Annotated in this window: 22 protein-coding genes; 11 read left to right on the forward strand and 11 right to left on the reverse strand. The window is 55.1% G+C overall.

The window, feature by feature from the left end:
- Positions 1 to 168: 168 nt before the first annotated feature.
- Genes ABE504_RS27190 through ABE504_RS27200 form a run of 3 tightly spaced genes read left to right on the forward strand, consistent with a single transcriptional unit; the run spans position 169 to position 3,593 of the window.
- Complete coding sequence (locus ABE504_RS27190) at positions 169 to 909, forward strand: polyphosphate polymerase domain-containing protein (RefSeq protein ID WP_430094920.1); 741 nt, start codon at positions 169 to 171, stop codon at positions 907 to 909.
- The gene (locus ABE504_RS27195; RefSeq protein ID WP_430094922.1) at positions 906 to 1,586 is read left to right on the forward strand and encodes a DUF4956 domain-containing protein; all 681 of its coding nucleotides are present in this window, start codon (positions 906 to 908) and stop codon (positions 1,584 to 1,586) included. The genes ABE504_RS27190 and ABE504_RS27195 overlap by 4 nt, the downstream gene beginning before the upstream one ends.
- A gap of 30 nt (positions 1,587 to 1,616) precedes the next feature.
- On the forward strand, positions 1,617 to 3,593 hold the full coding sequence (locus tag ABE504_RS27200; protein WP_430094924.1) for a carbohydrate-binding domain-containing protein: 1,977 nt from the start codon (positions 1,617 to 1,619) through the stop codon (positions 3,591 to 3,593).
- 420 nt (positions 3,594 to 4,013) lie between these two features.
- On the opposite strand, the gene ABE504_RS27205 is transcribed toward ABE504_RS27200, so the two are convergent.
- The 3 genes from ABE504_RS27205 to ABE504_RS27215 form a co-directional block, all read right to left on the reverse strand.
- A complete protein-coding gene (locus tag ABE504_RS27205; RefSeq protein WP_430094926.1) occupies positions 4,014 to 5,510 on the reverse strand; it encodes a DHA2 family efflux MFS transporter permease subunit in 1,497 nt (498 codons plus the stop codon).
- Positions 5,503 to 5,964: a MarR family winged helix-turn-helix transcriptional regulator gene (locus ABE504_RS27210; protein WP_430094928.1), complete on the reverse strand. Its 462-nt coding sequence runs from the start codon at positions 5,962 to 5,964 to the stop codon at positions 5,503 to 5,505. Before ABE504_RS27210 ends, ABE504_RS27205 begins: the two co-directional genes overlap by 8 nt.
- 578 nt (positions 5,965 to 6,542) lie before the next feature.
- Positions 6,543 to 6,959: a MarR family winged helix-turn-helix transcriptional regulator gene (locus tag ABE504_RS27215; RefSeq protein ID WP_430094930.1), complete on the reverse strand. Its 417-nt coding sequence runs from the start codon at positions 6,957 to 6,959 to the stop codon at positions 6,543 to 6,545.
- A gap of 185 nt (positions 6,960 to 7,144) precedes the next feature.
- Between ABE504_RS27215 and ABE504_RS27220 the strand changes: the two genes are divergently transcribed.
- Positions 7,145 to 8,584, forward strand: a complete 1,440-nt coding sequence (locus tag ABE504_RS27220; RefSeq protein ID WP_430094932.1) for an MDR family MFS transporter — start codon at positions 7,145 to 7,147, stop codon at positions 8,582 to 8,584.
- Positions 8,585 to 8,740: 156 nt separating this feature from the next.
- Positions 8,741 to 9,751, forward strand: coding sequence for an SDR family oxidoreductase (locus tag ABE504_RS27225; RefSeq protein WP_430094934.1), 1,011 nt, complete (start codon positions 8,741 to 8,743; stop codon positions 9,749 to 9,751).
- A 78-nt stretch (positions 9,752 to 9,829) separates the two neighbouring features.
- Here the strand turns inward: ABE504_RS27225 and ABE504_RS27230 are convergent, their stop codons facing one another.
- From ABE504_RS27230 to ABE504_RS27245, 4 genes are all read right to left on the reverse strand, one after another.
- Positions 9,830 to 10,405, reverse strand: a complete 576-nt coding sequence (locus ABE504_RS27230) for a GNAT family N-acetyltransferase (protein ID WP_430094936.1) — start codon at positions 10,403 to 10,405, stop codon at positions 9,830 to 9,832.
- A 482-nt stretch (positions 10,406 to 10,887) separates the two neighbouring features.
- Entirely contained in the window at positions 10,888 to 12,474 is a 1,587-nt protein-coding gene (locus ABE504_RS27235) for a catalase (RefSeq protein ID WP_430094938.1), read from the reverse strand.
- 81 nt (positions 12,475 to 12,555) lie between these two features.
- Positions 12,556 to 13,410: an aldo/keto reductase gene (locus ABE504_RS27240; protein ID WP_430094940.1), complete on the reverse strand. Its 855-nt coding sequence runs from the start codon at positions 13,408 to 13,410 to the stop codon at positions 12,556 to 12,558.
- The gene (locus ABE504_RS27245; RefSeq protein ID WP_430094942.1) at positions 13,407 to 14,645 is read right to left on the reverse strand and encodes an MFS transporter; all 1,239 of its coding nucleotides are present in this window, start codon (positions 14,643 to 14,645) and stop codon (positions 13,407 to 13,409) included. Before ABE504_RS27245 ends, ABE504_RS27240 begins: the two co-directional genes overlap by 4 nt.
- Before the next feature lie 146 nt (positions 14,646 to 14,791).
- On the opposite strand from ABE504_RS27245, the gene ABE504_RS27250 reads away from it, so the two are divergent.
- Together ABE504_RS27250 and ABE504_RS27255 are read left to right on the forward strand one after the other, a co-directional pair.
- A complete protein-coding gene (locus tag ABE504_RS27250) occupies positions 14,792 to 15,184 on the forward strand; it encodes a winged helix-turn-helix transcriptional regulator (protein WP_430094943.1) in 393 nt (130 codons plus the stop codon).
- 51 nt (positions 15,185 to 15,235) lie between these two features.
- The gene (locus ABE504_RS27255) at positions 15,236 to 15,601 is read left to right on the forward strand and encodes a DUF4180 domain-containing protein (RefSeq protein WP_430094945.1); all 366 of its coding nucleotides are present in this window, start codon (positions 15,236 to 15,238) and stop codon (positions 15,599 to 15,601) included.
- A gap of 525 nt (positions 15,602 to 16,126) precedes the next feature.
- Here ABE504_RS27255 and ABE504_RS27260 read toward each other — a convergent pair.
- Positions 16,127 to 16,465: an antibiotic biosynthesis monooxygenase gene (locus tag ABE504_RS27260; RefSeq protein ID WP_430094947.1), complete on the reverse strand. Its 339-nt coding sequence runs from the start codon at positions 16,463 to 16,465 to the stop codon at positions 16,127 to 16,129.
- A 163-nt stretch (positions 16,466 to 16,628) separates the two neighbouring features.
- Entirely contained in the window at positions 16,629 to 17,210 is a 582-nt protein-coding gene (locus tag ABE504_RS27265) for an NAD(P)H-dependent oxidoreductase (protein ID WP_430094949.1), read from the reverse strand.
- A 173-nt stretch (positions 17,211 to 17,383) separates the two neighbouring features.
- Here ABE504_RS27265 and ABE504_RS27270 point away from each other — a divergent pair, with 173 nt between their 5' ends.
- The 4 genes from ABE504_RS27270 to rlmN all read left to right on the forward strand — a co-directional run bounded on the left by ABE504_RS27270 (position 17,384) and on the right by rlmN (position 22,555).
- On the forward strand, positions 17,384 to 18,403 hold the full coding sequence (locus ABE504_RS27270; RefSeq protein ID WP_430094951.1) for an AraC family transcriptional regulator: 1,020 nt from the start codon (positions 17,384 to 17,386) through the stop codon (positions 18,401 to 18,403).
- A 150-nt stretch (positions 18,404 to 18,553) separates the two neighbouring features.
- Entirely contained in the window at positions 18,554 to 20,338 is a 1,785-nt protein-coding gene (locus tag ABE504_RS27275) for a methyl-accepting chemotaxis protein (protein ID WP_430094953.1), read from the forward strand.
- Between the two features lie 163 nt (positions 20,339 to 20,501).
- A complete protein-coding gene (locus tag ABE504_RS27280; protein ID WP_430094955.1) occupies positions 20,502 to 21,305 on the forward strand; it encodes an ABC transporter ATP-binding protein in 804 nt (267 codons plus the stop codon).
- Between the two features lie 164 nt (positions 21,306 to 21,469).
- A complete protein-coding gene (rlmN, locus tag ABE504_RS27285) occupies positions 21,470 to 22,555 on the forward strand; it encodes a 23S rRNA (adenine(2503)-C(2))-methyltransferase RlmN (protein ID WP_430094957.1) in 1,086 nt (361 codons plus the stop codon).
- A 39-nt stretch (positions 22,556 to 22,594) separates the two neighbouring features.
- Here the strand turns inward: rlmN and ABE504_RS27290 are convergent, their stop codons facing one another.
- Together ABE504_RS27290 and ABE504_RS27295 are read right to left on the reverse strand one after the other, a co-directional pair.
- Positions 22,595 to 22,861, reverse strand: a complete 267-nt coding sequence (locus ABE504_RS27290) for a cytotoxin (protein ID WP_430094958.1) — start codon at positions 22,859 to 22,861, stop codon at positions 22,595 to 22,597.
- On the reverse strand, positions 22,861 to 23,178 hold the full coding sequence (locus ABE504_RS27295) for an AbrB/MazE/SpoVT family DNA-binding domain-containing protein (RefSeq protein WP_430094960.1): 318 nt from the start codon (positions 23,176 to 23,178) through the stop codon (positions 22,861 to 22,863). The genes ABE504_RS27290 and ABE504_RS27295 overlap by 1 nt, the downstream gene beginning before the upstream one ends.
- Between the last annotated feature and the right edge of the window lie 138 nt (positions 23,179 to 23,316).

Genomic DNA, 23,316 nt, shown 5'->3' on the forward strand with positions numbered 1-23,316 from the left:
TTCTTATAGTAGAGATGCAACCTTTAATCAACCTTAAGTTTCATCGTAGCACGAGTCCCCGCCGCAGGAAAGAAATGGTGCAATCATTTAAGTTTCGTTAAAGGTTCGAGCCCTAAGATAAAGCCATGGCACAGCGATACAACGTTTAGTGGGAAGGGGCCGAGACACATGGCGATTGAGGTTTTTAACCGATATGAAAATAAGTACTTAATGGATCAGCCGGCTTTTGAGCGGTTGTACAATCGACTGCTGGAGTATATGGAGTGGGATGAAAATAACAAGAATGGCCAATTTTATTCGATCAGCAACATTTATTATGATACCGAGCACGACGCTTTGATTCGTACGAGCCTGTCGAAGCCGAAATACAAGGAAAAGCTGCGCATTCGCGCTTACGGCGTGCCGCAGCCGGACGGCAAGGTGTATCTCGAGCTCAAGAAAAAAGTGTTCGGCCTCGTCAACAAACGGCGGACGGCGCTCAAGCTGAACGAAGCGTACGCGTACATCCGCACGGGCGTCATGCCAGCCTATCAGCCTTATATGAATAAGCAGGTACTGCAGGAGATTGACTACTTCCTCGGCCGGTACACGCTGATGCCGAAGGTGTATCTGGCTTATGACCGGATGGCGATGTTTTGCCGGGGGAATCGGGATTTGCGAATTACGTTCGATACGAATATCCGGTCCAGACGGTATGACGTCAAGCTGGAGGACGGCGACTTCGGCGAGCAGCTGCTCGAGAGCGGTCAATGGCTGATGGAGGTCAAAGCGGAAAAAACCATTCCGATCTGGCTATCCCGCCTGCTGAGCGAGCAGCACATGTTTCGCACGAGCTTTTCGAAATATGGCAACGAATACAAGAAAAACCGACGAAATAACCCTCAGTTAAAGGAGCGAATTCTCTTATGATCGATTCACTATTCTCCCAAGTGTCGACGAACGCAGAGCTAACGATGACGACAGCCCTGCTGACGATGGTGATTTCTATTGTGCTAGGTGCCATTATCTCTTTCACTTATCGTAAAACGCAGCCGAATTACACGCAGAGCTTTACGCTGACGATGGTTGTGCTCCCGGCGATTGTCGCCATCATCATTCTGCTCATCGGCAGCAACATTGCCCGCGCCTTCTCGCTGGCCGGCGCGTTCTCCATTATTCGCTTCCGAAGCGCGCCCGGGGATCCGAAAGACATTGCTTTCGTCCTGTTCACGATGGCCGCGGGGCTTGCATCAGGGGTTGGGGCGTTTGGTTACGCCGTGTTGTTCACTGTCGTGCTTTGTGTGCTGATGTTTGTACTTAAAGTAATCAAGTTCGGTGAAAAGACAGCAACGCAAAAGCTGCTAAAAGTCACGATTCCCGAAAACCTCGGTTATGAGGAAGCGTTTGATGAGTTTTTTCGCAAATTTAACATTGCCTATGAGCTTAGAAAAGTCAGAACGACCGAGCTTGGCAGCTTGTATGAGCTGGTGTACGCCGTTACGATCGACCATTTGACGAACCAGAAGGAGTTCCTGGATGCGATCCGCACGCGCAACGGCAATCTTGATATTACGTTAACAATGAACCCTGTTACGCAGGAGTATTAATAGCCATTTGATATGAGAGGAAGATGACCTATGAAAAAATCTTTACTAGTGAAACAATCCGGCGTTGCGCTGTTATGCGTGATGATGCTGGCGGCATGCAGTCAGGAGGAGGGAACAGCGTCCAGTGGGGAGGCTGCTGCAACGGCGAGTGCGACGGCGGCTGCGACAGCGACTACGACAGCAACAGCAACAGCGACTACGGCTTCGAAGACCTCCAGCGGCACAGTGTTGGCGAGTCTGGACTCGGCGAAAAATGTGAGTTATGACGCGGACGATGCCTATTCAAATTGGTCTACGGGTACCGTGACGAAAATTGCGTTAAGCGGCTCGGGTGCGACGGTAGATGGTTCCGGCGTTGAAGTGAAAGACAGTTCAGTTACGGTAACGAAGGCTGGCACTTATGTGCTGAGTGGAAAATTAGACAATGGTCAAATAACAGTCGATGTGGCGGATAAAGGTGTCGTTCGGCTCATATTGAACGGCGTGGAGCTTCACAATGAGACGTCTTCGGCGATTTATGTAAAAGAAGCTGGTAAACTTATCATCTCGCTGCCTGAGGGGACGACGAATACGGTTTCCGATGGCAAAACCTATGTCTTTGAGGACGCTTCGTCCGATGAGCCGAATGCGGCCATTTTCAGTAAAGACGAAATGACGATTAACGGCAGCGGGAAGCTGACTGTGCAGGGTAATTATAACAACGGGATCACGAGCAAGGATAAGCTGAAAATCACAGGCGGACAGATCAGTGTGCAAGCGGCGGATGACGCGGTGATGGGCCGCGACCTGGTGGCCGTGAAGGACGGCAGCCTGACGATCAATACGACCGGTCACGGCATTAAAACGACGAACGACAAGGAAGGCTCCGAGGGCGTGATCGCCGTTTCGGGCGGAACGTTCGCGATCACATCCGGCGAAGATGCGCTGCACAGCAGCGGCGGCATCGTGATTACCGGCGGCGATTTCAAAATCAACGCCGGAGACGACGGCATCCATGCGGACTTGGCACTTGAAATTGCTGGCGGCAATATCGACATCGCGAAGTCGAATGAGGGTCTTGAGGCGCCGAGCATTTTGGTGGCCGGCGGTACGACGAACGTCGTCGCCGCGGACGACGGTGTGAACGCCGCGAGCGGCAGCAGCGAGACGTCGGGCGAGGCCGGCGCGCCTGGCGGCGGTGGGCAACCGCCGGCGGGCGGGTTTGGCGGCGGCCAGGGTGGCGCAGCAGGGCAAGCGCCGCAAGGTCAGAGCGCGGCTAGCGGGCAGACCGGCAGTCAGGCTGGCACGACTGGCCAAGGCACCCCGCCGCAGCGTGGCCAAAGTGGCGGCATGCCAGGCGGCGCGGAAGGCGGAGCATCTTCCACGAACAAGCTGACCATTACCGGCGGCACCTTGACGGTTGACGCCGCGGGCGATGGACTGGACGCCAACGGGTCCATCGAAATGTCGGGCGGCACCGTGATCGTGAACGGTCCGACCAATAACGGCAATGGGCCGCTCGATTACGACGGCACGTTCGTCATGACCGGCGGCACGCTGATCTCCGCGGGCAGCTCCGGCATGGCGCAGGCGCCGTCCGATACGTCGACGCAAGCGGGCGTTATGATGACATTCACGCAGGCGCAGAAGGCGGGCGCGATCTTCCACCTGCAGGACAAGGACGGCAAGGATATTGTGACCTTTGCGCCGTCGAAGAGCTACCAGTCCGTGTACGTCAGCACCCCGAGCATGACCCCAAGCGGGTCGTATACGGTGTACACGGGCGGCTCGGCCAGCGGCAGCGCGGCGCATGGCTTGTATTCGGGCGGGACCTACACCGGCGGCGCGAAAATCGTTGGCTTTGACGCCACGAAGGTCATCACGTGGCTGAACGAGTCCGGCGTCACCGAAGCCAAGAGCGGCATGGGCATGCCGGGCGGAGGTGGCGGCGGAGGCGGCCGCGGGCCAGGCGGCGGACCTATGATGCAGGGCGGCGGTCAGGCGCCGCAAGGGCAGCAAAGTAAGTAGTTGGTGCCAAGGCGAATTCAGGGTGCAGCCATCCGTTTATCGGATAGCTGCACCCTGCTTGGTTGTACAGGACAGGCAATTTGGGCTGGCTATGAGCGACCAAAGCAGATGTATCGGTTCCCGTGGGCGTGTACCTGCATTTCCTACAGTAAAATCCGGGTTAGTCGCCCGGTTTGCGCTGGCAACCTGCATTTCGTACAGCAAAAATGCACGACTCCCCGCACAAATCGGGCAAAAACGCTGGTTTGCCCCAATTTACATGTATGTTTTACATGTCCATCCGTAATTTCGGGTGGTTTCTCTGAAAATACATGTACATTTTACATGTTCAAACGATCTTAAACCTTCAAGCGATACTAAAAAGACCACCCCACGAGACGCAGCGTCTCGAAAAGGTGGTCTTGCTTTATGCTGCGAAGTTTATTTCGCTTCCTGCACCTGACCCGGTGCAACTGCGGCACTCGCTGGCTCTTCAGTCGGCGATGTTTTCTTAATGAAGAAAGCTAGGATTAGTGCAGCGATGGTCATGTACGTCGCGACTTCGAACGCGAAGTTAATGCCGTACACGGTCGCATGCTGTGTAACGTCCGCCATTTTCGCGGCGTCTTTGGGATCGATTTTGCCCTCGATGATCAGATCTTTGGCATGGGATGTCGCGGCGTTCGACATGACGGTCACGAGCAGGGCCGTACCCAGCGCACCGGCGATGTTACGAAGCGTTTGTGACATCGCGGAGCCATGTGCGTTCAGTCTGCGTGGGAGCTGGTTGAGACCGGCAGTTTGAATCGGCATCATCAGCATGGACATCCCAAACATCCGCGCTGTGTAAATGACCATCATGTGAGAATAGGTAGAATCGACCGTCAGATGGCTAAATTCATAAGTCGTAATCGTCGTGATGATGAGACCAACAACAGCCAGCCAACGAGCACCAATTTTATCGAAAATGATGCCAGTGATCGGTGACATAATACCCATCAGAATTGCCCCTGGCAAGAGCAGGAGACCTGATTCGATCGGTGAGAAGCCGCGGATGTTCTGTAGGAAGATCGGCAGCAAAATCATGGCCGAGAACATCGACATCGTAATGATGACGTTAATGATCATGGTCAGCGAGAACATGTTGAATTTAAAAACCCGCAGTTCCAATAGCGGCTTCTCAACCGTCAGTTCGCGCCAGACGAACAGGGCCAGAGATACTCCGCCTATGATGAGACAGCTGACAACCGCTGTGCTTCCCCAACCAGCAGATCCGGCGTCTGAGAATCCGTACAGAATGCCGCCGAATCCGATCGTGGACAGGATAACGCCAAGCGTATCGAGTTTAGGTGAAGATGTTTTGATGACGTTTTTCATGGAGAAGAAGCCGAAAATAAAAGCAAATAGCGATAATGGCAAAATAATATAGAACAACACGCGCCAGGAGTGGTGCTCAACGACCCAGCCGGACAGCGTCGGGCCAACGGCTGGTGCGAAAATCATGGCAATCCCCATCAGCCCCATCGCTTTGCCGCGTTCGGCAACCGGGAAGATGGTCAGGAAGACGATGGTCATGAGCGGCATCAAGATGCCCGCGCCCACGGCTTGAATCAAGCGTCCTACAAGCAAAACGCTAAAGCCTGGTGCCACCGCCGCGATAATTGTCCCTACGGCGAAAAAGCCGGAAGCGACCAGAAAGAGACGGCGAGTTGTAAATTTTGTAATCAAATAGGCGCTGACCGGGACCAAAACACCGTTAACCAGCATGTATCCATTGATGAGCCATTGAATCGTGTTTTCGTTCACGTTCAGATCGGCCATCATTTTCGGCAGGGCGACGTTGAGCAGCGTTTGAGCCAGCAAAGCGACAAACGCCGCGATAAGTAAAGAAGCGACGATCGGGCCTCTTTTGAGCGCAGTTGTTGCGGTGTTACTCATAGTAGGTATGTTCCTCCAGTTCTTTGTGCAAGATTTGCACGATTTGTGCTTGCGTGCGAAGCAGGTCATCCAATTGGTCTTGTACCATATCCTGAAGAGGGGCAAAATGCTCCAGCTGCCTTTCCTGGATCAACTGCAGCTTGCGCTTGCCTTCCGCAAGAAGCTTTATGGAAACGGAACGTCGATCCGTGCTCGAGCGCTCACGGGATACTAAATTGGCCGCGACCATGCGATCAATGACGCCGCTTGTCGTACTCGCGCTGACATACAAGCAAGCCGCCAGCTCGGATTGCATCATCGAGGGGCGGTCCGCCAGCATTTTCAGAACAATATACTGAATCGGCGTTAGATCAAGCTCACCGGCGATTTTCGTCAGCAGCTTATGAAAGACCTGATTCACTTCGCGAAAAGACTGAATAATGTGCAGCGTGCGCTGCTGCTGGTGATCATTCATCTTCGCTCATTCCTTACGTTCAGGCGAAATTCCGAAATTTAGGGAATCGCCATTAGTTCTTATGCTAATATTTCGCATGCGAACTATTATAAAAATGATTGCGTTTCCATGTCAATTAGAAATATTAAGGGTTGTTGAAGTAGTTTGTTACGAACGCTTCTAAGCCATGCGCGAAAAGCGCCGATCACATTATTTGCCTTCGATGATCAGCGCAAGCCCGTCCCGGTACACATCATTGGATGAGCTCACCGCACGCACCTGCCGCGGCTCATCAAATGAACTGGAGGTTTTCCTGTCCACGAATAAGCAAAGCTGATCAACTTTACTTTTGTCGTCTGGCTCCCATCGTTATCCCGTCGTGTCTCTCCGATAGCCTTACTTCGCGGATCGACACGCCGCTATTTCAGGGAATTTCGCAGATGCCGGCTAAAAAGCGGAACGAGGAAGCCTTATTCTGGCGCTGAGCTGTCCATTTCGCGAAAAATGAAGCAAATAGAGGGCTCTCGCTCCCTTCGCCCCCGCAATATGCCGAATTCGTGCCTATTAGTGTCAGTAGGCTCCTCCGCTGGGAGGTTGCCTTACAAAAAATTCAGGTTCAGCTTCGTCAGCAGCTCACCGAACATCTGCCGCTCCTCCGGCGTCCAGGCGGCGGTCAGCTCGCTGATGCGCTCTGCGCGGGCTTTCCGATGCTTGGCGAGCTGTTCCTCGCCGAAAGGTGTCATTTTGAGCGAGTAGGAGCGCCCGTCATTCGGATCGGGGATACGGTAGACGTACTCGCGCTGCTCCAGAGCGGCGGTTTGCCGGCTCACTGTGGAAATGTCCAGCTTGGAGCTGTCGGCAAGCGTCTTAACGCTGGCAGAGCCTTGCTTGCCGATCTGATGGAGCAGCAAATAAGCCGAGCGGTCGAGTACGCCGATTTTTTTATGAATAGAAGTAGACGTGACATGACGGAGTAAAATCGCGAGCTGATATTCAATCATTTCTTCGGGCGTCATAGATAGGGCACCTCATTTTTGCGTGTAGCCTTGTTGGGGCTATCTCATATTGTGTAATAACAGGGCCGGGAGCGCAAGTGGATATTGACAATGCGGGAGATCGTTGTATAATACAACTTTAATAGTTGCCATTGCAACTGATTTGGACGGAACTTCAGCATGCGTAAAAAAAGGAGAGCAACCCCATGACTCAGGAAAAGCCCGCGTCAGTGTCATTTTGGAGTATTATTTTCGCGATTTTCTTCGGCAACTTTATGGCCACCCTCAGTACGACCAGCATCAACGTTGCGCTGCCGGTGTTCATGGATGATTTCGGTGCCTCGCTCAACACGGTGCAGTGGCTGATGTCCGGGTTTATGCTCGCGACGGGGGTCATTGCTCCGATCATCGGCTTTCTGGGCGACAGACTGAGCTACAAGCGCCTGTATGTCTATGCGTTAGGCGGGTTTACGGTCGCGTCGCTGCTTTGTATTTTTGCCTGGAACATTCATTCCTTGATTGTGTTTCGGATTATTCAGGGGATTTTCAGCGGTATCATTATGCCCACGACCATGACGATTATTTATCAGGTCATCCCGAAGGAGAAGCAAGCCTCCGCGATCAGCTTGTGGAGCGTTTCCGCGATGCTGGCGCCGGCTTTCGGGCCGACGATCGGCGGCTGGTTGACCGAATCCTACGGTTGGCATGCGCTCTTTCTTATGAACGTGCCGATCGGCGTGATGGCGCTGTTCGCGGCGCAGCGGTTTATTCCATTTTATCGTCTCAGCAAAGGGTTGTCGCTTGAAGTCGTCGGCTTCATTTCCGTTATTGTAGGCACAAGCTCGCTGTTGATCTCCTTTTCTCAAAGCCACGATTGGGGCTGGACGTCCTGGAAAACTCTTTCCCTCATGGGTGTGGGTGTGCTGTTCATCGGGTATTTTGTTCTCCGCTCGCGCCGGGTCGCGGCCCCGCTGCTGAATATGACGCTGCTGCAGAACGCGAGATATACGTACAGCTTAATTCTAAACTGCGCGATTACGATTTCTTTATACGCAGGCACCTTTCTGATTCCGATCTATATGCAAAAAATTCAAAATGCCAACACCCTCCACACCGGTCTCGTCATGCTGCCGGGCACGCTGGCGATGGCGCTGATTTCGATGGTGGTTGGGAAAATTTATCATAAAGTCGGGCCGTTTCGCCTGATTTTATTCGGCTGCCTCCTTATGGGGATCTCTACGTGGGCATTGTCCCGGCTCGACCTCGTCTCGGCAACGTGGTTTATCGTACTGTGGATTGCCATCCGCTATATCGGCATCGCGATGAGCAACATGCCGGTGACCAACTCGGCCATGTCGGCTGTACCTTCCGAGCTGTCCGGGCAAGCGTCTGCGCTGATGAACTGGATTCGCCAAGGGACGGCGGCGCTGTCGGTCAGTATTTTCAGCACGGTGCTTTCGTCCCGTACGGTATCGCATTTGAGCGACTTAGGGGCGAAGGACAGCAAAGCTTCCGCACTTGCGCTGACCTTAAGCATCCAGGACGTGTTCATCATCGGCACTGTGCTGGTCGTGCTGGCGATTCCGCTGACGTTCCTCATTCGGAAGCCGGCGGGGGCGAGAGGCACGGTGGGGAAGGCGGCGTAAGGCGCTTGTGTGGTTTAACATGGACAGTCCACCCGTTAGCGGGATGGGGCTGTCTTTTGTTTTAGGCTGCTTTTATGGTCGACAGCAAGGAAGAGAAGGCGTCTGTGTCGAATCCGTTAGGGTCACGATTAACACGATAACGGAGGCGAATACACGTTGAGAGCATTGTTCATCGGCGGTACCGGCACGATCAGTTCGGCCATTACGAAGCAGCTGGCGGCAAACGGGTGCGAGCTATATTTGATCAATAGAGGGATCCGGAACAGCGCGCTGCCGGAGGGCGTGAAGCTGCTGCAGGGCGACATCCAGGATGAGGCGCAGATTGCGACGCTCATTAAGGATTTGACGTTCGACGTGGTGGCGGATTTTATCGCGTTTGAGCCGTCGCAGTTGGAGCGGGATTACCGGCTGTTCAAGGGGAAGACGAAGCAGTTTATTTTCATCTCCTCCGCTTCGGCGTACCAGACGCCGCTTTCCGACTACCGGATCACGGAGGGGACGCCGCTGTCCAACCCATACTGGGCATACTCCCGAAATAAAATCGCCTGCGAGGAATACCTGATCAAGATGTACCGCGAAGAGGGCTTCCCGATCACGATTGTCAGGCCGAGCCACACGTACGACGAGCGGTCGATTCCGCTGGGCGTCCATGGCCGCAAGGGCAGCTGGCAAGTGGCGAAGCGCATGCTCGAAGGCAAACCGGTCATCATTCACGGCGACGGCACGTCACTTTGGACTATGACGCATAATCGCGATTTTGCGAAAGGGTTCATCGGGCTGATGGGCAATGCGCACGCGATCGGCGAGGCGGTTCAGATTACATCGGACGAGACGGTAACGTGGAATCAGATTTATGCGGCGATTGCGGATGCGCTCGGCGTGAAGCTGCAGGCGGTGCACGTGGCATCGGAACTGCTGGCGGCGAGCAGCACATATGACTTCCGCGGAGGACTGCTTGGCGACAAGGCCAATTCCGTCGTGTTCGACAACGCGAAGCTGAAGCGGTTGGTGCCGGATTACGTAGCGACTACACGCTTCGATCAAGGGATCAAGGGGACGGTGGCGAACATTCTGGCGCATCCCGAGCTGCAGGTGGAAGATCCGGAATTCGACGCATGGTGCGATCGGGTGATTGGGGCTGTGCAAGAGGCAATGGGAAAAATATAGTGTTTGTCATGAAAAGAACCTCACCCTCCACATATCCGTGGGGGCTGAGGTTCTTTCGCGTACGAGTAGCGACGCCTGTCAAAAAAGCAAAGCCAGCATGACGACATCGAGCAATTGCTTGGTCACTTCATGCATCATATATTGCCGCAGGAGGCCTTCCTCCTCGAAGCCGAGCTTCTTCAGCAGCTTGAGCGAGGACGTATTCTCGGGGTACACCTCCGCCTGAATGCGGCGCGGCCCGAGATGCTCGCGAGAGAAGCCGATGACGGCTTGCAGCGCTTCGGACATGATGCCTTTGTTCCAGTATTCGGCGTTCAGATCATACCCGACGGTCAGCGGATACTGCGGCGTATCGTCAAAAGCCCCGCGCGTCGGCATCAGCAGTATCGTGCCCAGAATGTTCGATCGGCTGGCGGCGCTCATCGAAATGCCCCACGGAATAATGCGCCGATCGGCATAAGCTTGATTCCAGGCAGCAATCAGCTCACGCGTGTTTTCCACGGAAGCGGGGCCGTGCCAATCCAGATGCTCCGTCACATGAGGATTGCGATAGTAGGTGAAAATTTCCTCAGCATCCGATGCCTCCATCTGTCGCAGCATCAACCGTTTGGTATACAGCACGGGGAAGGAGGAAAATAGCGACGAGACCGACATCGGCGTCACCTGCCTTTGCGTTAGAATAGTAGATTATCTTTATTCTATCGGAAAATCGTTAAGATAATCTTAATGCCAGCTTAAAGATGGGAGAAAAGTAGTTCTGCGGTGCTGTGATGCCATGGCCGAGGGCCAGTCTGCCAGCCCCTCGAGTGCACTAAATAGCTGCAAAAACTACAGGTCTTCTGCTCAAAATTATGGGAAATCGACGATTACCTGTAAAACCTGCATGTAACTTTAGCGAAACTGCGGATTTTACCCCGTTTTCGGCTCATGTGGGCGATTTTACATGTACATTTTGCAGGTAAATGAGCAATAAGACCATCTCACCCTACGATTACCTGCACAAAATGCAGGTTCCCGTCTCGTCCGCTGCCTGATGGCCGCTGCTTGCTGGCTGATGCCCGCGCTCCGAGTACCGCCGCAGCAATAGAAAAACCCTCCCGAACCTTCGGGAGGGTTGGTTGAGCAGGACGGACGGATCAATATCCGTCCGTCTTCTGCCCGGCGCTGGCCGCGATCGCCGCGCCGGCCTTTTCCTCGGCGGAGCCGAGGTGCGCCTGATCCACCTTGGCCTGCGCCAAGCCTTCCTTCACGCGGCGGCCGTAATCGGCATCCGCCTGCGTAAAATACGAGATCATCTTCTCCTGGATGATCGGTGCACAGATCTTGAGCGCGCCCACCAGATTGGCAATCAGCTCATCGCGCTCCCAATCTTCGAACTTGCGGTACGTATCGCCCGCCTGCGCAAAATCATTCGTGCGGGAGATCTTCTCCCGCACTAACTTATCATTGTACATCGGCTGATGCTCCTTGCCCGATGGCACGGCCTCTTGCAAGCCGCCGAGCGACGACGGCTCGTAGTTCACATGGGGATTCTGGCGCGTGCCCTGATCCACCATGTACGCCATCTGCCCATCCCGCTGATTCGTCGCCACCGGCGACTTCGGGGCATTGATGGGCAATTGCAAATAATTCGTACCCACGCGGTACCGCTGGGTATCGGAGTACGAGAACGTCCGGCCTTGCAGCAGCTTGTCGTCAGAGAAATCGAGTCCGTCCACGAGGACGCCGGTGCCGAAGGCCACTTGCTCCACTTCGGCAAAATAATTCGCCGGGTTGCGGTCGAGCACCATTTTGCCTACCTTCAAAAATGGAAACTTCTCATGATCCCACAGCTTCGTCGGATCCAGCGGGTCGAAGTCGAGCTCAGGGTGCTCGTCATCGCTTAGAATCTGTACGCACAACTCCCACTCGGGGTAGTCGCCGCGCTCAATCGCTTCGTACAGATCTTGCGTGGCGTGGTTGACGTTTTTCGCCTGAATGGCCTCCGCTTCCGCTTGCGTCAGATTCTTGATCTCCTGATTTACCGGCTCCCAGTGATACTTCACCAGCACCGCCGCGCCGTCCTTGTTGACCCACTTATACGTGTTGACACCCGACCCTTGCATCTGCCGATAGTTGGCGGGAATGCCCCACGGCGAGAACACGAACGTAATCATGTGCGTCGCCTCCGGCGAGTTGGACACGAAATCGAACATGCGCTCTGGGTTCTGCAGGTTCGTCACGGGATCCGGTCGGAATGCGTGCACCATGTCAGGGAATTTCAACGGGTCACGGATGAAAAAGATTTTCAGATTATTGCCGACCAAATCCCAGTTGCCGTCCTCCGTATAAAATTTCGTTGCAAACCCGCGCGGGTCGCGGAAAGTTTCCGGCGAATAGGTGCCATGCACCACCGTCGAAAATCGCACAAACACCGGCGTCTGCTTGCCCGCCTCTTGAAACAGCTTGGCACGGGTGTACTTGCTGACCGGCTCGTCGCCGACTTTGCCGTACGCTTCAAAATAGCCATGAGCCCCTGCCCCGCGGGCATGCACGACACGCTCCGGCAAGCGCTCCCGGTCAAAATGCGAAATTTTCTCGATATAATGGTAATTCTCGAGCGTCGAAGGGCCGCGACTGCCGACCGTCCGGATGTTCTGATTATCGGAAATCGGGTGGCCCTGTCGGTTCGTCAGCGTCATTGAAGCGGGTTCATTGCCCGTGGTGGTTTCCTTATTGTCCATGTCTCGTGGTACGTCCTTCCTGTATTGGATAGATGTACTTTCTGCGAGATGACTGGAAATTATTCACTCAACCGGCAGCGCTTAAAAATCAAAATTGTCCGGATCCGGGCCCACGCGCCGGTTCTCGTTCAAGGCGTCGATGGCCTGCATCTCCGCCGCGGAAAGCTCGAAATCGAACAGGGACGCATTCTCCTGAATGCGGTGCGGTTTCGTCGATTTCGGAATGGTTACAATGCCGCGCTGCAGATCCCAGCGCAGAATGACTTGCGCCACCGATTTGCCGTGGCGCGCGCCGATCGCTTGCAGCACCGGGTGCTCCAGCAGCTGCCCCTGCATGAGCGGCGACCACGCTTCAAGCTGGATACCGCGTTCGCGGCAGTATGGGTCGAGCTCCTGCTGCGAGAGCAGCGGGTGCAGCTCGACCTGGTTCACCATCGGCTTGATGCGGGCCGTCTGCATCAGCGTCTCGAGATGGTGCACGTGGAAGTTGCTGACGCCGATGGCGCGGACACGTCCAGCGAGGTACAGATCTTCCAGCGCCCGCCAAGCCTCGCTGTATTTGCCTTCGACCGGCCAGTGGATCAGGTACAGGTCGAGCTGTTCCAGACCGAGCTTCTGCAAGCTCGCCTCGTAGGCCGCTAGCGTTGCTTCATACCCGAGGTCGGCGTTCCACACCTTCGACGTGACAAAAAGTGCCTCACGCGCCACACCGTGCTCGGCGATGGCTTCGCGCAGCCCTTGCCCTACGCTCGCTTCATTGCCATAGATCGCAGCCGTGTCGATGCTGCGGTAGCCCGTGCCGATTGCGGCTTTCACCGAATCGACCACCTCCGGGCCGTCGGCGACTTGAAAAACGCCAAGACCTAGGCGCGGCATCTGAACGCCGTTATGCAGGGCGACGGTATCTTGTATGTTTTGAATCGTGTGGTTGCTCATTGAGAAAGACCTCCTAGTGGTTGGGTGTGTTGTTGATGTGGCTGTTGCTGCGGTTGTGCAGATACGGATTTTTCCAGGGAACGGCTCCATGCTGTGAGCCCCACAGCCCCGAGAACCATCAAACCGCCGACCCATGTTGTGTGAATCAGGCCGAGATGATCGGTTACGAAGCCGCCGAGGGAGGCGCCGATGGCAATGCCGGCATTGAACGCCGCAATGTTAAAAGCGGATGCCACGTCCTTGGCCTCAGGCGCGAATTGCTCGGCTAGCTGTACGACATAGATTTGCAGGCCCGGCACGCTCATGAAGGCAAGTAATCCGAGCGAAAAAATGGTGATTAAGCCCGCGACTTTGAACGGCGCGGTGAACATCAGGACGAACAGCACGATGGCCTGCGCGAGAAACATGACGAGCAAGGCTTTGCTCGGCTTGTGGTTCGCGGCGCGTCCTCCGACGACGTTGCCAATCGCGATGGCGATGCCGTACACGAGGAGGATGAGCGCAACGGTGCGCTCTTGAAACCCTGCGATGTCATGCAGCAGGGGAGACAAGTACGTAAAAACGACGAACGTCCCGCCATATCCCAGGGCGGTCATGGCCAAAGCGAGCAGCAGCCGCGGGCTGGCGACCAGCTTCAGCTGCACGGCGAGCTTCGTCTTGGTGCCGCGGCGCAGCTTCGCGGACACCAAGACCAGGTTCGCGATCAACGCCAGCACGCCGACGGCGGCGATCGCGAAGAACGCGGCCCGCCAGCCCAGCTGCTGGCCGAGGTATGTGCCGAGCGGCACCCCGGTGACGGTGGCGACCGTTAAGCCGGAGAACATGAGCGCTATCGCGCTCGCCCTGCGGTTCTCCGGAACGAGATCGGCGGCGATCGTGGACCCGATCGACATGAACACGCCGTGCGCCAGCGCGGACACGATGCGGGCGATGAGCAGCACCGCGACGCTGCCTGCCGTCGCGGCGAGCAGATTGCCGATGATGAACACCGTCATAATCCAGAGCAGCAGCGTTTTGCGGGAAACGGTGGAGGTCAGCGACGTGAGCACGGGGGCTCCGAAGGTGACCCCAAGGGCGTATAAGGTGACGGTAAGGCCCGCCGTCGTGAGGGCTATATGAAGGTCTTCAGCGATAAGCGGAAGCAGTCCGACACTGATAAACTCGGTTGTGCCAATAGCAAAGGCGCTAACTGCGAGGGCGAGCAGCGCCATCGTGGATTTCTTCTTGGGCTCCATGTGTGGTTCACTCCTAACAACAGTACTTGTAAATCCCGGCCGGTAGATGCTATTATCAGATATTCCGACCAGAAAGAACAGTACGTACTTTTAAGTGCTGTAGGTACTTTTTAGTGCCTATACGCACACGCAGGAGGGAGACGCATATGAGCAATAAGCTGTACAATATCGGTGTGGAGGCAACGCTCGAGGTGATCGGCGGCAAGTGGAAATGTGTGATTTTGTGCCACTTGACCCATGGCAAAAAGCGCACCAGCGACTTCAAACGCCTCATGCCGCGCATCACGCAAAAAATGCTGACGCAGCAGCTTCGAGAGCTTGAGGAAGACGGCATCCTGCGCCGCATCGTCTACAATCAGGTGCCACCGAAGGTGGAATATGAGCTGACGGAGTATGGCATGAGTCTGAAGCCGATTCTGGATTCCTTGTGTTCATGGGGAGAGCGGCACATCATTATCGAGCATGGGGATTTGTCTGCCGTGTTGGAGGACAATGTCTTGAATAAGAAGGACGAGGCGGAGCCGGTTGTGACGTCATGATCCTGTTTTGGCGATACGCGCAATCATGAGCAAGTAAAGGGAGGTAGCAACATGAACATTACTGTGAATCAAAAAGGCACGTCCGAAGTCGCGATTGTAGAGAGCGGCGACGTGCTGATCCGCGAGGTGCAGGATGCGCTGGACCTTATGGCGAACGTGAGATACGCTCACGATTGCGATAAAATCGTGATCCGGAAGGAGAACCTGACGGAGGATTTTTTTGAGCTGCGCACGAAGCTGGCGGGCGATATTTTGCAGAAGTTCACCAATTATCATGTGAAGCTGGCCATTGTCGGTGACTTTTCGCAGTATGACAGCAAAAGCCTGCGCGATTTTATTTACGAATGCAACCACGGGCGGCACTTCTTCTTTGTCGCCGACGAGCAGGCCGCGCTCGATGCGCTGCATGGAGTGTAGGGGGCGAAAGGCGGCAAGGCTCGCGGCAGTGCGTCCCGTCACCGACGCCAAAACGCCGGCATAAGCCGGCGGGTTCGTGTTGATGACGGTGGCGGGGTGCCAGTAAGTTAAGCGGTTAGCCTCTGCGTCGCCCAGCAGTTTCCTGTATTTCCTACAGCAAATCATGCACAGGAGCGGCAAAGCTGCGGATTTTCCTGCATATCCTACAGTAAATCAGATATGAAATTAGGGGAAATCCCCCAAATGGGCGAACGGCCGTATTTTTTACTGTAAGAAATGCAGGATCTTGCCCCAATTCTTCGGTTTTGGGGTAATTTACGTGTACTTTTTGCAGGTTGTGCCCTAAGAGAGCTGCCCCATGCAGTTTCATACAGCCCATTTGATTCCCACCGACCGCACACAGCCCCGTGCTGTCCCATTTGGCTCCCCCTGCCGACCGCAGGCATCTAAGCGGCGGTCTTATCGCCAGCGATCCAACCACCTTGCGGCCATCGCGATAGGCGTGAGCCGGGGGTCTTGCTATACTTAAGCTTCCTGCTGCTGGCGGAACTGGCCGGGGCGGACCTTCTTCACTTCAAACATTTTCACCGTGGAGCTGACCACATAGTCCGGCGGCTGTTGGCCGCGGGCGTTGCGGTGGCCTTCGAGATGGGCCGGGCTTTTCTCCCAGTTCTTCCACGCCTCTTCAGATTCCCAACGAATGAAAACGACGACTTCTTCCGTCTCCTTATTCTTCTTATTGACCATCACGGTCACGTCGATCAGACCTTCCATGCCGTCCAGCGGCCCTTCCTTGCTAAAACGCTCCACAACCTTTTCGGCATTCCCTGGCTGCACAACAATTGTTCTCTGTTGAATAAGCATGGCATTTCCTCCAAGCGGTATTTTAGTGGAGGCCGCCTTGCCTAAGCTCACTGACAGACATCCCACTGAGAACAATTATCAGTTATACCTGACATCACGTCAATAGTTGATTCGCAAAGGGGCAACGTGGCATTCGACTACTGCCAAGCACAACAGTGCGTATCTAAGCCCGCTTATGCCCCAGCTGCTCGGCTTTCACCAGCCACCGCTCCCGCTGCTGAGGCGTGGAACTGCTGACCGGCGTCAGTTCGGTGATGCGCACGGGTTTCACCCCGCAGTATTGAAGCGTTGCACGCTTCATCACATGATGGCCGCCCTGCCGGTAGACGAGGCGGTTGTACCAGGACGGCGTATCCATCGTCACGAGGAGCCGCGCAGACTTGCCCTGCAGCAGCTTGTCCCACAGCACGGAGCCTGCGCGTTTTTGGAATGCGAACCCGGGGAGGAAGGTGCGGTCGATGAAGCCTTTTAACAGGGCAGGGATCGTTCCCCACCACGTCGGATACACGAAGACCAGGTGATCGGCCCAGAGAATCGTGTCCTGCGCCGCGAGCAGGTCATCTTCCAGCTCCATGCGCTTCGAGTAACCGTAGGCCAAATTAGGTTCGAACTGCAGAGTGCCCACGTTGATATGACGGATTTCGGCTCCGCTGCTCAGCGCGCCTTTTGTATAGGCTGCCGCGAGGGCAGCGCAGTAGCTTTCGGTATAAGGGTGTCCTTGAATAATCGCGATACGGGATGGCATGGGGGTCGTTCCTCCTTGTTATGCGCAGCGGCTGCCGCTCGTAGCCGTCTTGCTATTCAACTGCGGCTTCCCTGCGTGGTAAGATATAGAAATCATACGTCACAGGGCGGTATCGCAATAGGATCAATCACGCGAAAAACATGCGCAAACGTGCAAAAAGGAGAAGCTTAACGATGAATAGGAGTCCGGCGAGCGGGGTGTCGATTTCGTTTGTGCATCCCATTTTAAAAAGATGCGTCTTCAGCGGCCTTGACCAAGGGGAGCTGCTTCGCGAGGCGGGCATCGACCCTGCGCTGCTGAAGCAAATTGATGCCCGCCTGACAAACGAAGCATTTGAAAGGCTCACCATTCTCGCCGCGGAGATGACGGGAGATTGTGCGTTCGGCTTGCATCAGGGTCAGGCGATGGAGGTGTCCGATCTCGGCGTTGTCGGCTACGTGATGCAGCATTCCCAGACGCTGGGCCAAGCCATGGGGGCTTACGGCAAATATAACGCCATTGTGTGCAGTGGTTTTCACGTGGATTGGGAGCAGGACGGGGAGGCTGTCTGGATCACGCTGGCTTATCAGCATACACAGCACCCGCCGACCCGGCACTGCGTCGAGGACATTGCAAGCTCCATCCATCACATCCTGCAGCGGCTTAGCTGCCGGTCGATTCCTTTGTTGGAGGCGAATTTTGCGCACGGGCGAGGGGCAGCCGAAGAAGAATACCACCGTGTGCTCGGCATCGTCCCGCGGTTCGGACGGCAGAGCAATCGGCTGCGATATCCGATGGAGATTTTCGCCTATCCGGTACTCTTTGCCGACAGCCAGCTGCATGCGACTTTCGAAGGGATCGCGGAAGAGGTGAAGGACCGGCTGCTGCGCGGACGCCTTTTCTCGGATGAGCTGTACGCGTGGATGTTAAAAAGCATGCCCGGCGGCTTGCCCGCACTGGGGGAAGCTGCGGCGGCGTTCGCGATGAGCACGCGCAGTCTGCAGGCGAAGCTGCAGCAGGAGCAGACGACCTACCAGGAAATGCTGAACCGCGTCCGGCAGGAGCTTGCCGCGAGCTATTTGGCGAAGCCCGGCTACAAAATCTCCGAAGTGGCCTATTTGCTTGGCTTTTCGGAGCCGAGCGCCTTTCAGAACGCGTTCAAAAAATGGACAGGCCAAACGCCAAAGCAATACCGGCTGGCGCAAACGCTCTGAACGGAGCGGACGGCCTCAAAATTTACAAAATAATGGGCAGGAATTCCCAAAAACTTTGTCGAAATATAAGGGACTGTTGACCTATTTTGTAAATTGCAAGCCATTTTCATTAAGCTTTCGTTGGACATTTTTGGAGGTGCTTTGTTAACCATGCCACAACCGCAAAAGCCTGGCAAGACGTCGTCCGTTTCTTATTTTCGGTCCATTGCGTTCAAAATCTCCGCGTTAACCGCGACGTGCTACATTATCCTCTGTGTCCTGCTCACTTACATTTCCTATACGCAGCATCAGGGGCAAATGACGGATGAGCTGACTGCGATGGAGGAGATTTTTCACGCGCCGTTAGTACAGAAGATCGACAATATCGAGAAGTCCAAAGTTGAACTCAAAAAAAATCAGGAGGCCTACAAAACCGTACCGGAAGTCGTCGAGGTCCAGCAGGATATGGACCGCGTGTCGGCTAGTGAACTGGTGGAGAACGCGTATTTGTTCTACCCGGACTGGATCACGTCTGATGGCGAGCCTGCGCTGCTGAACTTGTTGTCCAACGCGAATCTGTATGTGGACGAGAAGCCGGCTGAGCCGTATGTGCCGGAGAAGGAGCTTCGCGATGCGCTGGAGGCTGCGGAAAAAACGGGCTTCGGTATCACAGGCGTCTATGAGGATTCGCTGGGCACTTGGGTCAGTGCGGTGAGTGCGATTCGAGACAAGGACGGCAAGCTGGTTGCTTTTGCGGGGCTTGATTATGATTACAGCATTCTTCAGAAACAAATGCACGGCTATTTAATGGAATCGATCTGGACCGGCTTGATCGCGCTGGTCGTGGGCATGGCGTTCATCTCGACCGTGGTGCGTTTACTGATGCGCCCGGTCCGCCCGCTGTTGAAGCTGATGCAGGCCGCATCGCAAGGCGATTTGTCTGTCGCGGATATGCCGTACAGTCGTCGAAAGGATGAGCTTGCACTGCTCGGCAATCATTTTAAAGATATGATAACGAACCTTCGATCACTCGTTCAGCACATCGGTCAAGCGGCTCAGCAAGTATCGTCTGCTTCGGAAACGCTGATTGCCGGCGCGCAATCGTCGTCGGCCTCGACGGAGACGGTCTCCGGCATGATGGGGCGTCTGGCGACGCAGTCGGAGCAGCAGCTGCAAGGCACGCAGGAAAGTTCGCTGGCGATGAACGAAATGGCCGTCGGCATCCAGCGCGTGGCGGAATCGGCCGGGCATGCAACGGATTTGTCGGAGCACGCGCATGTGCGTACGGAAGAAGGCAATGAGCGCATGCAGAATAACCTGAAGCAAATTACCGAAGCGCTCGGCTCGGTGCAGCAGGCGGTATCGGCGCTTCACAGCTTGAAGCAGCTGTCGGAGGAAATTGGTGACATCACCGTGCTCATCTCGACGGTGACGAAGCAAACGAATCTGCTCGCATTGAACGCCTCTATTGAGGCGGTGCGGGCCGGCGAGCACGGCAAGGGCTTTGTCGTCGTCTCCGGTGAGATCCGCAAGCTGGCGGATCAATCGAAGCAGGCGACGGAGCGCATTGCCGACCTCGTGGAGCGCGTCCAGTCGGAGACGGAAGCGGCCGTCGTGGCCATGGACCGCGGACTCGCCGAGGTCGAGGCGATGCAGGCCGTCGTCGAGCAGACCGACGGTACGTTCAAGGCGCTGGCCGCGACCGTGCAGCAGGTCGTGGACCAGATGGCCGAGGTGTCGGCCGTGTCCGAGCAGATGTCGGCATCCTCGGAGGAGGTGCTGGCCGGCATCGTCGAGATGGCCGACCTGACGCGGATGACGACGGAGCTGACGCAGACCGTCGCGACCGCGTCCGAGCGCCAGCTCTCGACGATCGCCGAGGTATCGCGCACCGCGTCGGGACTGAGCAGCATGTCGACGGAGCTGCAGGAGGCGGTTTCGCGATTTAAGGTGTAAGAAGTGAGCCCCCGGTGTCTAAGGATGCCGGGGGCTCACTTTTTCCAGCGAGAAGTTCTTGACAATTCAAGTGATAATGATTATCATTACTGATAATTGGAATAGATCGAAATGTTAGTATGGCATTCTTCTGTACATATTTGAGCCGAAGGGGATGTTCGCCTTGCAATCGACCGCTACACGGATTTATACGGAACAGCTGCACGTTTCCTATGAGAAACTGAATATTATCAATGACCTTAATGTCGAGATTCCAACGGGTACAATCACAGCGCTCGTCGGCGCGAATGGATCCGGCAAATCAACGATTCTCAAAGCGATGTCGCGTTTGCTGAAGCCGACGAACGGCACGGTGTATCTGGATGGACACTCGATCCATCATCAATCCACGAAGGATATCGCCAAGAAGCTGGCGATTCTGCCGCAGTCCCCGACGGCGCCGGAAGGCATCACGGCAGAAGAACTGGTCGGCTACGGCCGCTTCCCGCATCAGCGCGGCTTCCAGAAGATGACGAGCGCGGATCGCGACATCATCAACTGGGCTTTTGAAGTGACGGGCATGACGGCGTTCAAGGATCGCCCAATCGACCATCTGTCCGGCGGTCAGCGCCAGCGGGTGTGGATTGCGATGGCGCTTGCGCAGCAAACCGACATGCTGTTCCTCGACGAGCCGACGACGTACCTCGATATGGCGCATCAGCTCGAAGTGCTCTGCTTGCTCAAAGAGATCAACGAGCAGCACAAAACGACCATCGTCATGGTCGTGCACGATTTGAACCATGCGACGCGTTACGCGGATCATTTGATCGCGATCAAATCCGGCAAAGTGGTGTACGAAGGCAGCCCGCTTGAGGTTGTGACGCCGACGATGCTGATGGATGTGTTTGGGATTTTGGCCGATGTGATCGTGGATCAAAGAGCCGGCGTGCCGCTTTGCATTCCGTACGGTCTGAAAGAAGAAGCTTAAATGTCGAGGTGCCCCGGGTTAAACTTAAACTGGTGGGCGCCTTTTTTTCTTGTGTAGGCTGGTGCTTGTTACGCCCGCGCCCCTTGTGTTCAGGGAAGATTTTTGGCACAATACTAAGAAGTACTCGTGGAATGTAACGGAGTCTCGAAAAGAGGATAAAGGCTATGAACAAACCTTCCATATATGGATTAACCTTCGACCAACTGGTCCTGTGGCTGCAAGAAAAAGGCTTCAAAAAATCCCGCGCCCTGCTCGTCTGGGACTATTTGTACCGCAAGCGGGTGCATGCTTTTGCGGATATGACGGACCTGAAAGCAGACTGCCTCGCGTGCCTGGAGGAAAACTGGGTCATCGGCACCTTAACCCAGCACACGCGGCAGGAGTCGGCGGATGGCACGAACAAGTTTCTGTTCAAGTTGCAGGATGGCAACCTGATTGAAACGGTGCTCATGCGCCACAAATTCGGTCTCTCCGTCTGTGTGACGACGCAGGTCGGGTGCAACATTGGCTGCAGCTTCTGTGCGAGCGGGCTTCTGGCGAAGAGCCGGGACTTGTCCGCGGCGGAAATCGTGGAACAAATCATGCGCGCGCAGTTTATGCTGGACGAAGCGGGTGCAGGCGATCGCGTCAGCCACATCGTCGTCATGGGCATTGGCGAGCCGTTTGATAACTTCGTGAATATGACGAATTTCATCCGCATCGTGAAGGATCAGAAGGGCCTGGATCTCGCGGCGCGCCATATCACGGTGTCGACGAGCGGTTTGGCCAAAAAGATCAAGGAATTCGCGGACTCCGACCTGAAGGTCAACCTCGCGATTTCGCTGCATGCGCCGAACAACGCCCTTCGCTCGCGCATCATGAAGATCAACAACGCGATTCCGATCGAGACGCTGATGGAAGCGATTGAGTATTACCTCATGCGGACAAAGCGCCGCGTGACGATTGAGTATATCCTGCTCAAGGATGTCAACGACCAGCGGGAGCATGCGCTTGAGCTTGCCGAGCTGATCGGACACATCAGCCAGCTGGCGAACGTGAACCTGATCCCGTACAACCCGGTCGACGAGCATAGCCAGTACCAGCGGACGGATCGGGAAGTGGTGAGAGCTTTTTACGATACGCTGAAAAAGCAAGGCATATCCGTCTCCGTGCGCCTCGAGCACGGCACGGACATCGACGCCGCCTGCGGGCAGCTGCGCAGCAAGCAAATCAAAAAATCTGCCGCCGAAGAGAATGTCGTGGCGGGATAACAGAAAAGAGACTTGGCTCGGTGGAGCTAAGTCTCTTTTTTATGGATTTCGCAAGGCCTCATCATGGTGTCCGCAATTGCGCAGGACAATCGTGTCCGGCTTTTCATAGTGGAAGGTCATACGGATATCCATGTTAGCGCTAGCCTCAAAGATATGGTCATGCCCTTCCATTTTCTTGGTCCGCAGCGAGGGATGGCGCGGATTGTCCAGCATGATGCGCAGCGCCTTTTGGATCGCTTTCCTAGACTGGCTATCCAGTTCGACGAGCTTTTCTTTAAAATTGTCTGTCAGTCTTAATTGCGCCATTATTTATCCAAGGAGTCGAAAAAAGCGTCCAGCTCTTTTTCATCCGAGATGTCGGTCAAGCGGCCTTTTTCTGCATCCCTCTCTGCCTGCCGCTCTCCTTGCTGCCAAGATTCCGTCCAAAACCACGCCTGATCTTTCGCAATCGTGACTGTTGGAATCAGGATGATGCGCCCATCCTCAACCTGAATATTCAAATTATCGCCTTCATTCAAATGCAGCAGTTCTACAATTTCGGTGGGAATGGTTAATTGAGCTTTTTTTCGGAGACGAACGAACTTTTGCACGTTGGACACCTCTTTCCAAGCGGCATTTGCCATCAGGATTTCCACCTTTCTATTAAGATATTCATAAAATCTAAAAACGTGACAATCGGAAAATGTGATTTTCCAACTTTCTTACTATCATTGTACAACGGATTCCCTCTGCCTAACAAGGTAAGACATTTCCGAGGCTTG

The sequence above is a fragment of the Paenibacillus oryzisoli genome, from assembly GCF_050467285.1.
GTDB classification, from domain to species: domain Bacteria; phylum Bacillota; class Bacilli; order Paenibacillales; family NBRC-103111; genus Paenibacillus_E; species Paenibacillus_E oryzisoli_A.

Excerpts from the sequence above, each read along its gene's own strand:
- ABE504_RS27220 (WP_430094932.1), top strand. The coding sequence starts at position 7,145 with ATGACTCAGGAAAAGCCCGCGTCAGTGTCATTTTGGAGTATTATTTTC.
- rlmN (WP_430094957.1), top strand. The coding sequence starts at position 21,470 with ATGAACAAACCTTCCATATATGGATTAACCTTCGACCAACTGGTCCTG.
- ABE504_RS27240 (WP_430094940.1), bottom strand. The coding sequence starts at position 13,410 with ATGAGCAACCACACGATTCAAAACATACAAGATACCGTCGCCCTGCAT.
- ABE504_RS27270 (WP_430094951.1), top strand. The coding sequence starts at position 17,384 with ATGAATAGGAGTCCGGCGAGCGGGGTGTCGATTTCGTTTGTGCATCCC.
- ABE504_RS27205 (WP_430094926.1), bottom strand. The coding sequence starts at position 5,510 with ATGAGTAACACCGCAACAACTGCGCTCAAAAGAGGCCCGATCGTCGCT.
- ABE504_RS27250 (WP_430094943.1), top strand. The coding sequence starts at position 14,792 with ATGAGCAATAAGCTGTACAATATCGGTGTGGAGGCAACGCTCGAGGTG.
- ABE504_RS27210 (WP_430094928.1), bottom strand. The coding sequence starts at position 5,964 with ATGAATGATCACCAGCAGCAGCGCACGCTGCACATTATTCAGTCTTTT.
- ABE504_RS27230 (WP_430094936.1), bottom strand. The coding sequence starts at position 10,405 with ATGTCGGTCTCGTCGCTATTTTCCTCCTTCCCCGTGCTGTATACCAAA.
- ABE504_RS27235 (WP_430094938.1), bottom strand. The coding sequence starts at position 12,474 with ATGGACAATAAGGAAACCACCACGGGCAATGAACCCGCTTCAATGACG.
- ABE504_RS27200 (WP_430094924.1), top strand. The coding sequence starts at position 1,617 with ATGAAAAAATCTTTACTAGTGAAACAATCCGGCGTTGCGCTGTTATGC.
- ABE504_RS27265 (WP_430094949.1), bottom strand. The coding sequence starts at position 17,210 with ATGCCATCCCGTATCGCGATTATTCAAGGACACCCTTATACCGAAAGC.
- ABE504_RS27190 (WP_430094920.1), top strand. The coding sequence starts at position 169 with ATGGCGATTGAGGTTTTTAACCGATATGAAAATAAGTACTTAATGGAT.
- ABE504_RS27215 (WP_430094930.1), bottom strand. The coding sequence starts at position 6,959 with ATGACGCCCGAAGAAATGATTGAATATCAGCTCGCGATTTTACTCCGT.
- ABE504_RS27260 (WP_430094947.1), bottom strand. The coding sequence starts at position 16,465 with ATGCTTATTCAACAGAGAACAATTGTTGTGCAGCCAGGGAATGCCGAA.
- ABE504_RS27290 (WP_430094958.1), bottom strand. The coding sequence starts at position 22,861 with ATGGCGCAATTAAGACTGACAGACAATTTTAAAGAAAAGCTCGTCGAA.
- ABE504_RS27245 (WP_430094942.1), bottom strand. The coding sequence starts at position 14,645 with ATGGAGCCCAAGAAGAAATCCACGATGGCGCTGCTCGCCCTCGCAGTT.
- ABE504_RS27255 (WP_430094945.1), top strand. The coding sequence starts at position 15,236 with ATGAACATTACTGTGAATCAAAAAGGCACGTCCGAAGTCGCGATTGTA.
- ABE504_RS27275 (WP_430094953.1), top strand. The coding sequence starts at position 18,554 with ATGCCACAACCGCAAAAGCCTGGCAAGACGTCGTCCGTTTCTTATTTT.
- ABE504_RS27195 (WP_430094922.1), top strand. The coding sequence starts at position 906 with ATGATCGATTCACTATTCTCCCAAGTGTCGACGAACGCAGAGCTAACG.
- ABE504_RS27295 (WP_430094960.1), bottom strand. The coding sequence starts at position 23,178 with ATGGCAAATGCCGCTTGGAAAGAGGTGTCCAACGTGCAAAAGTTCGTT.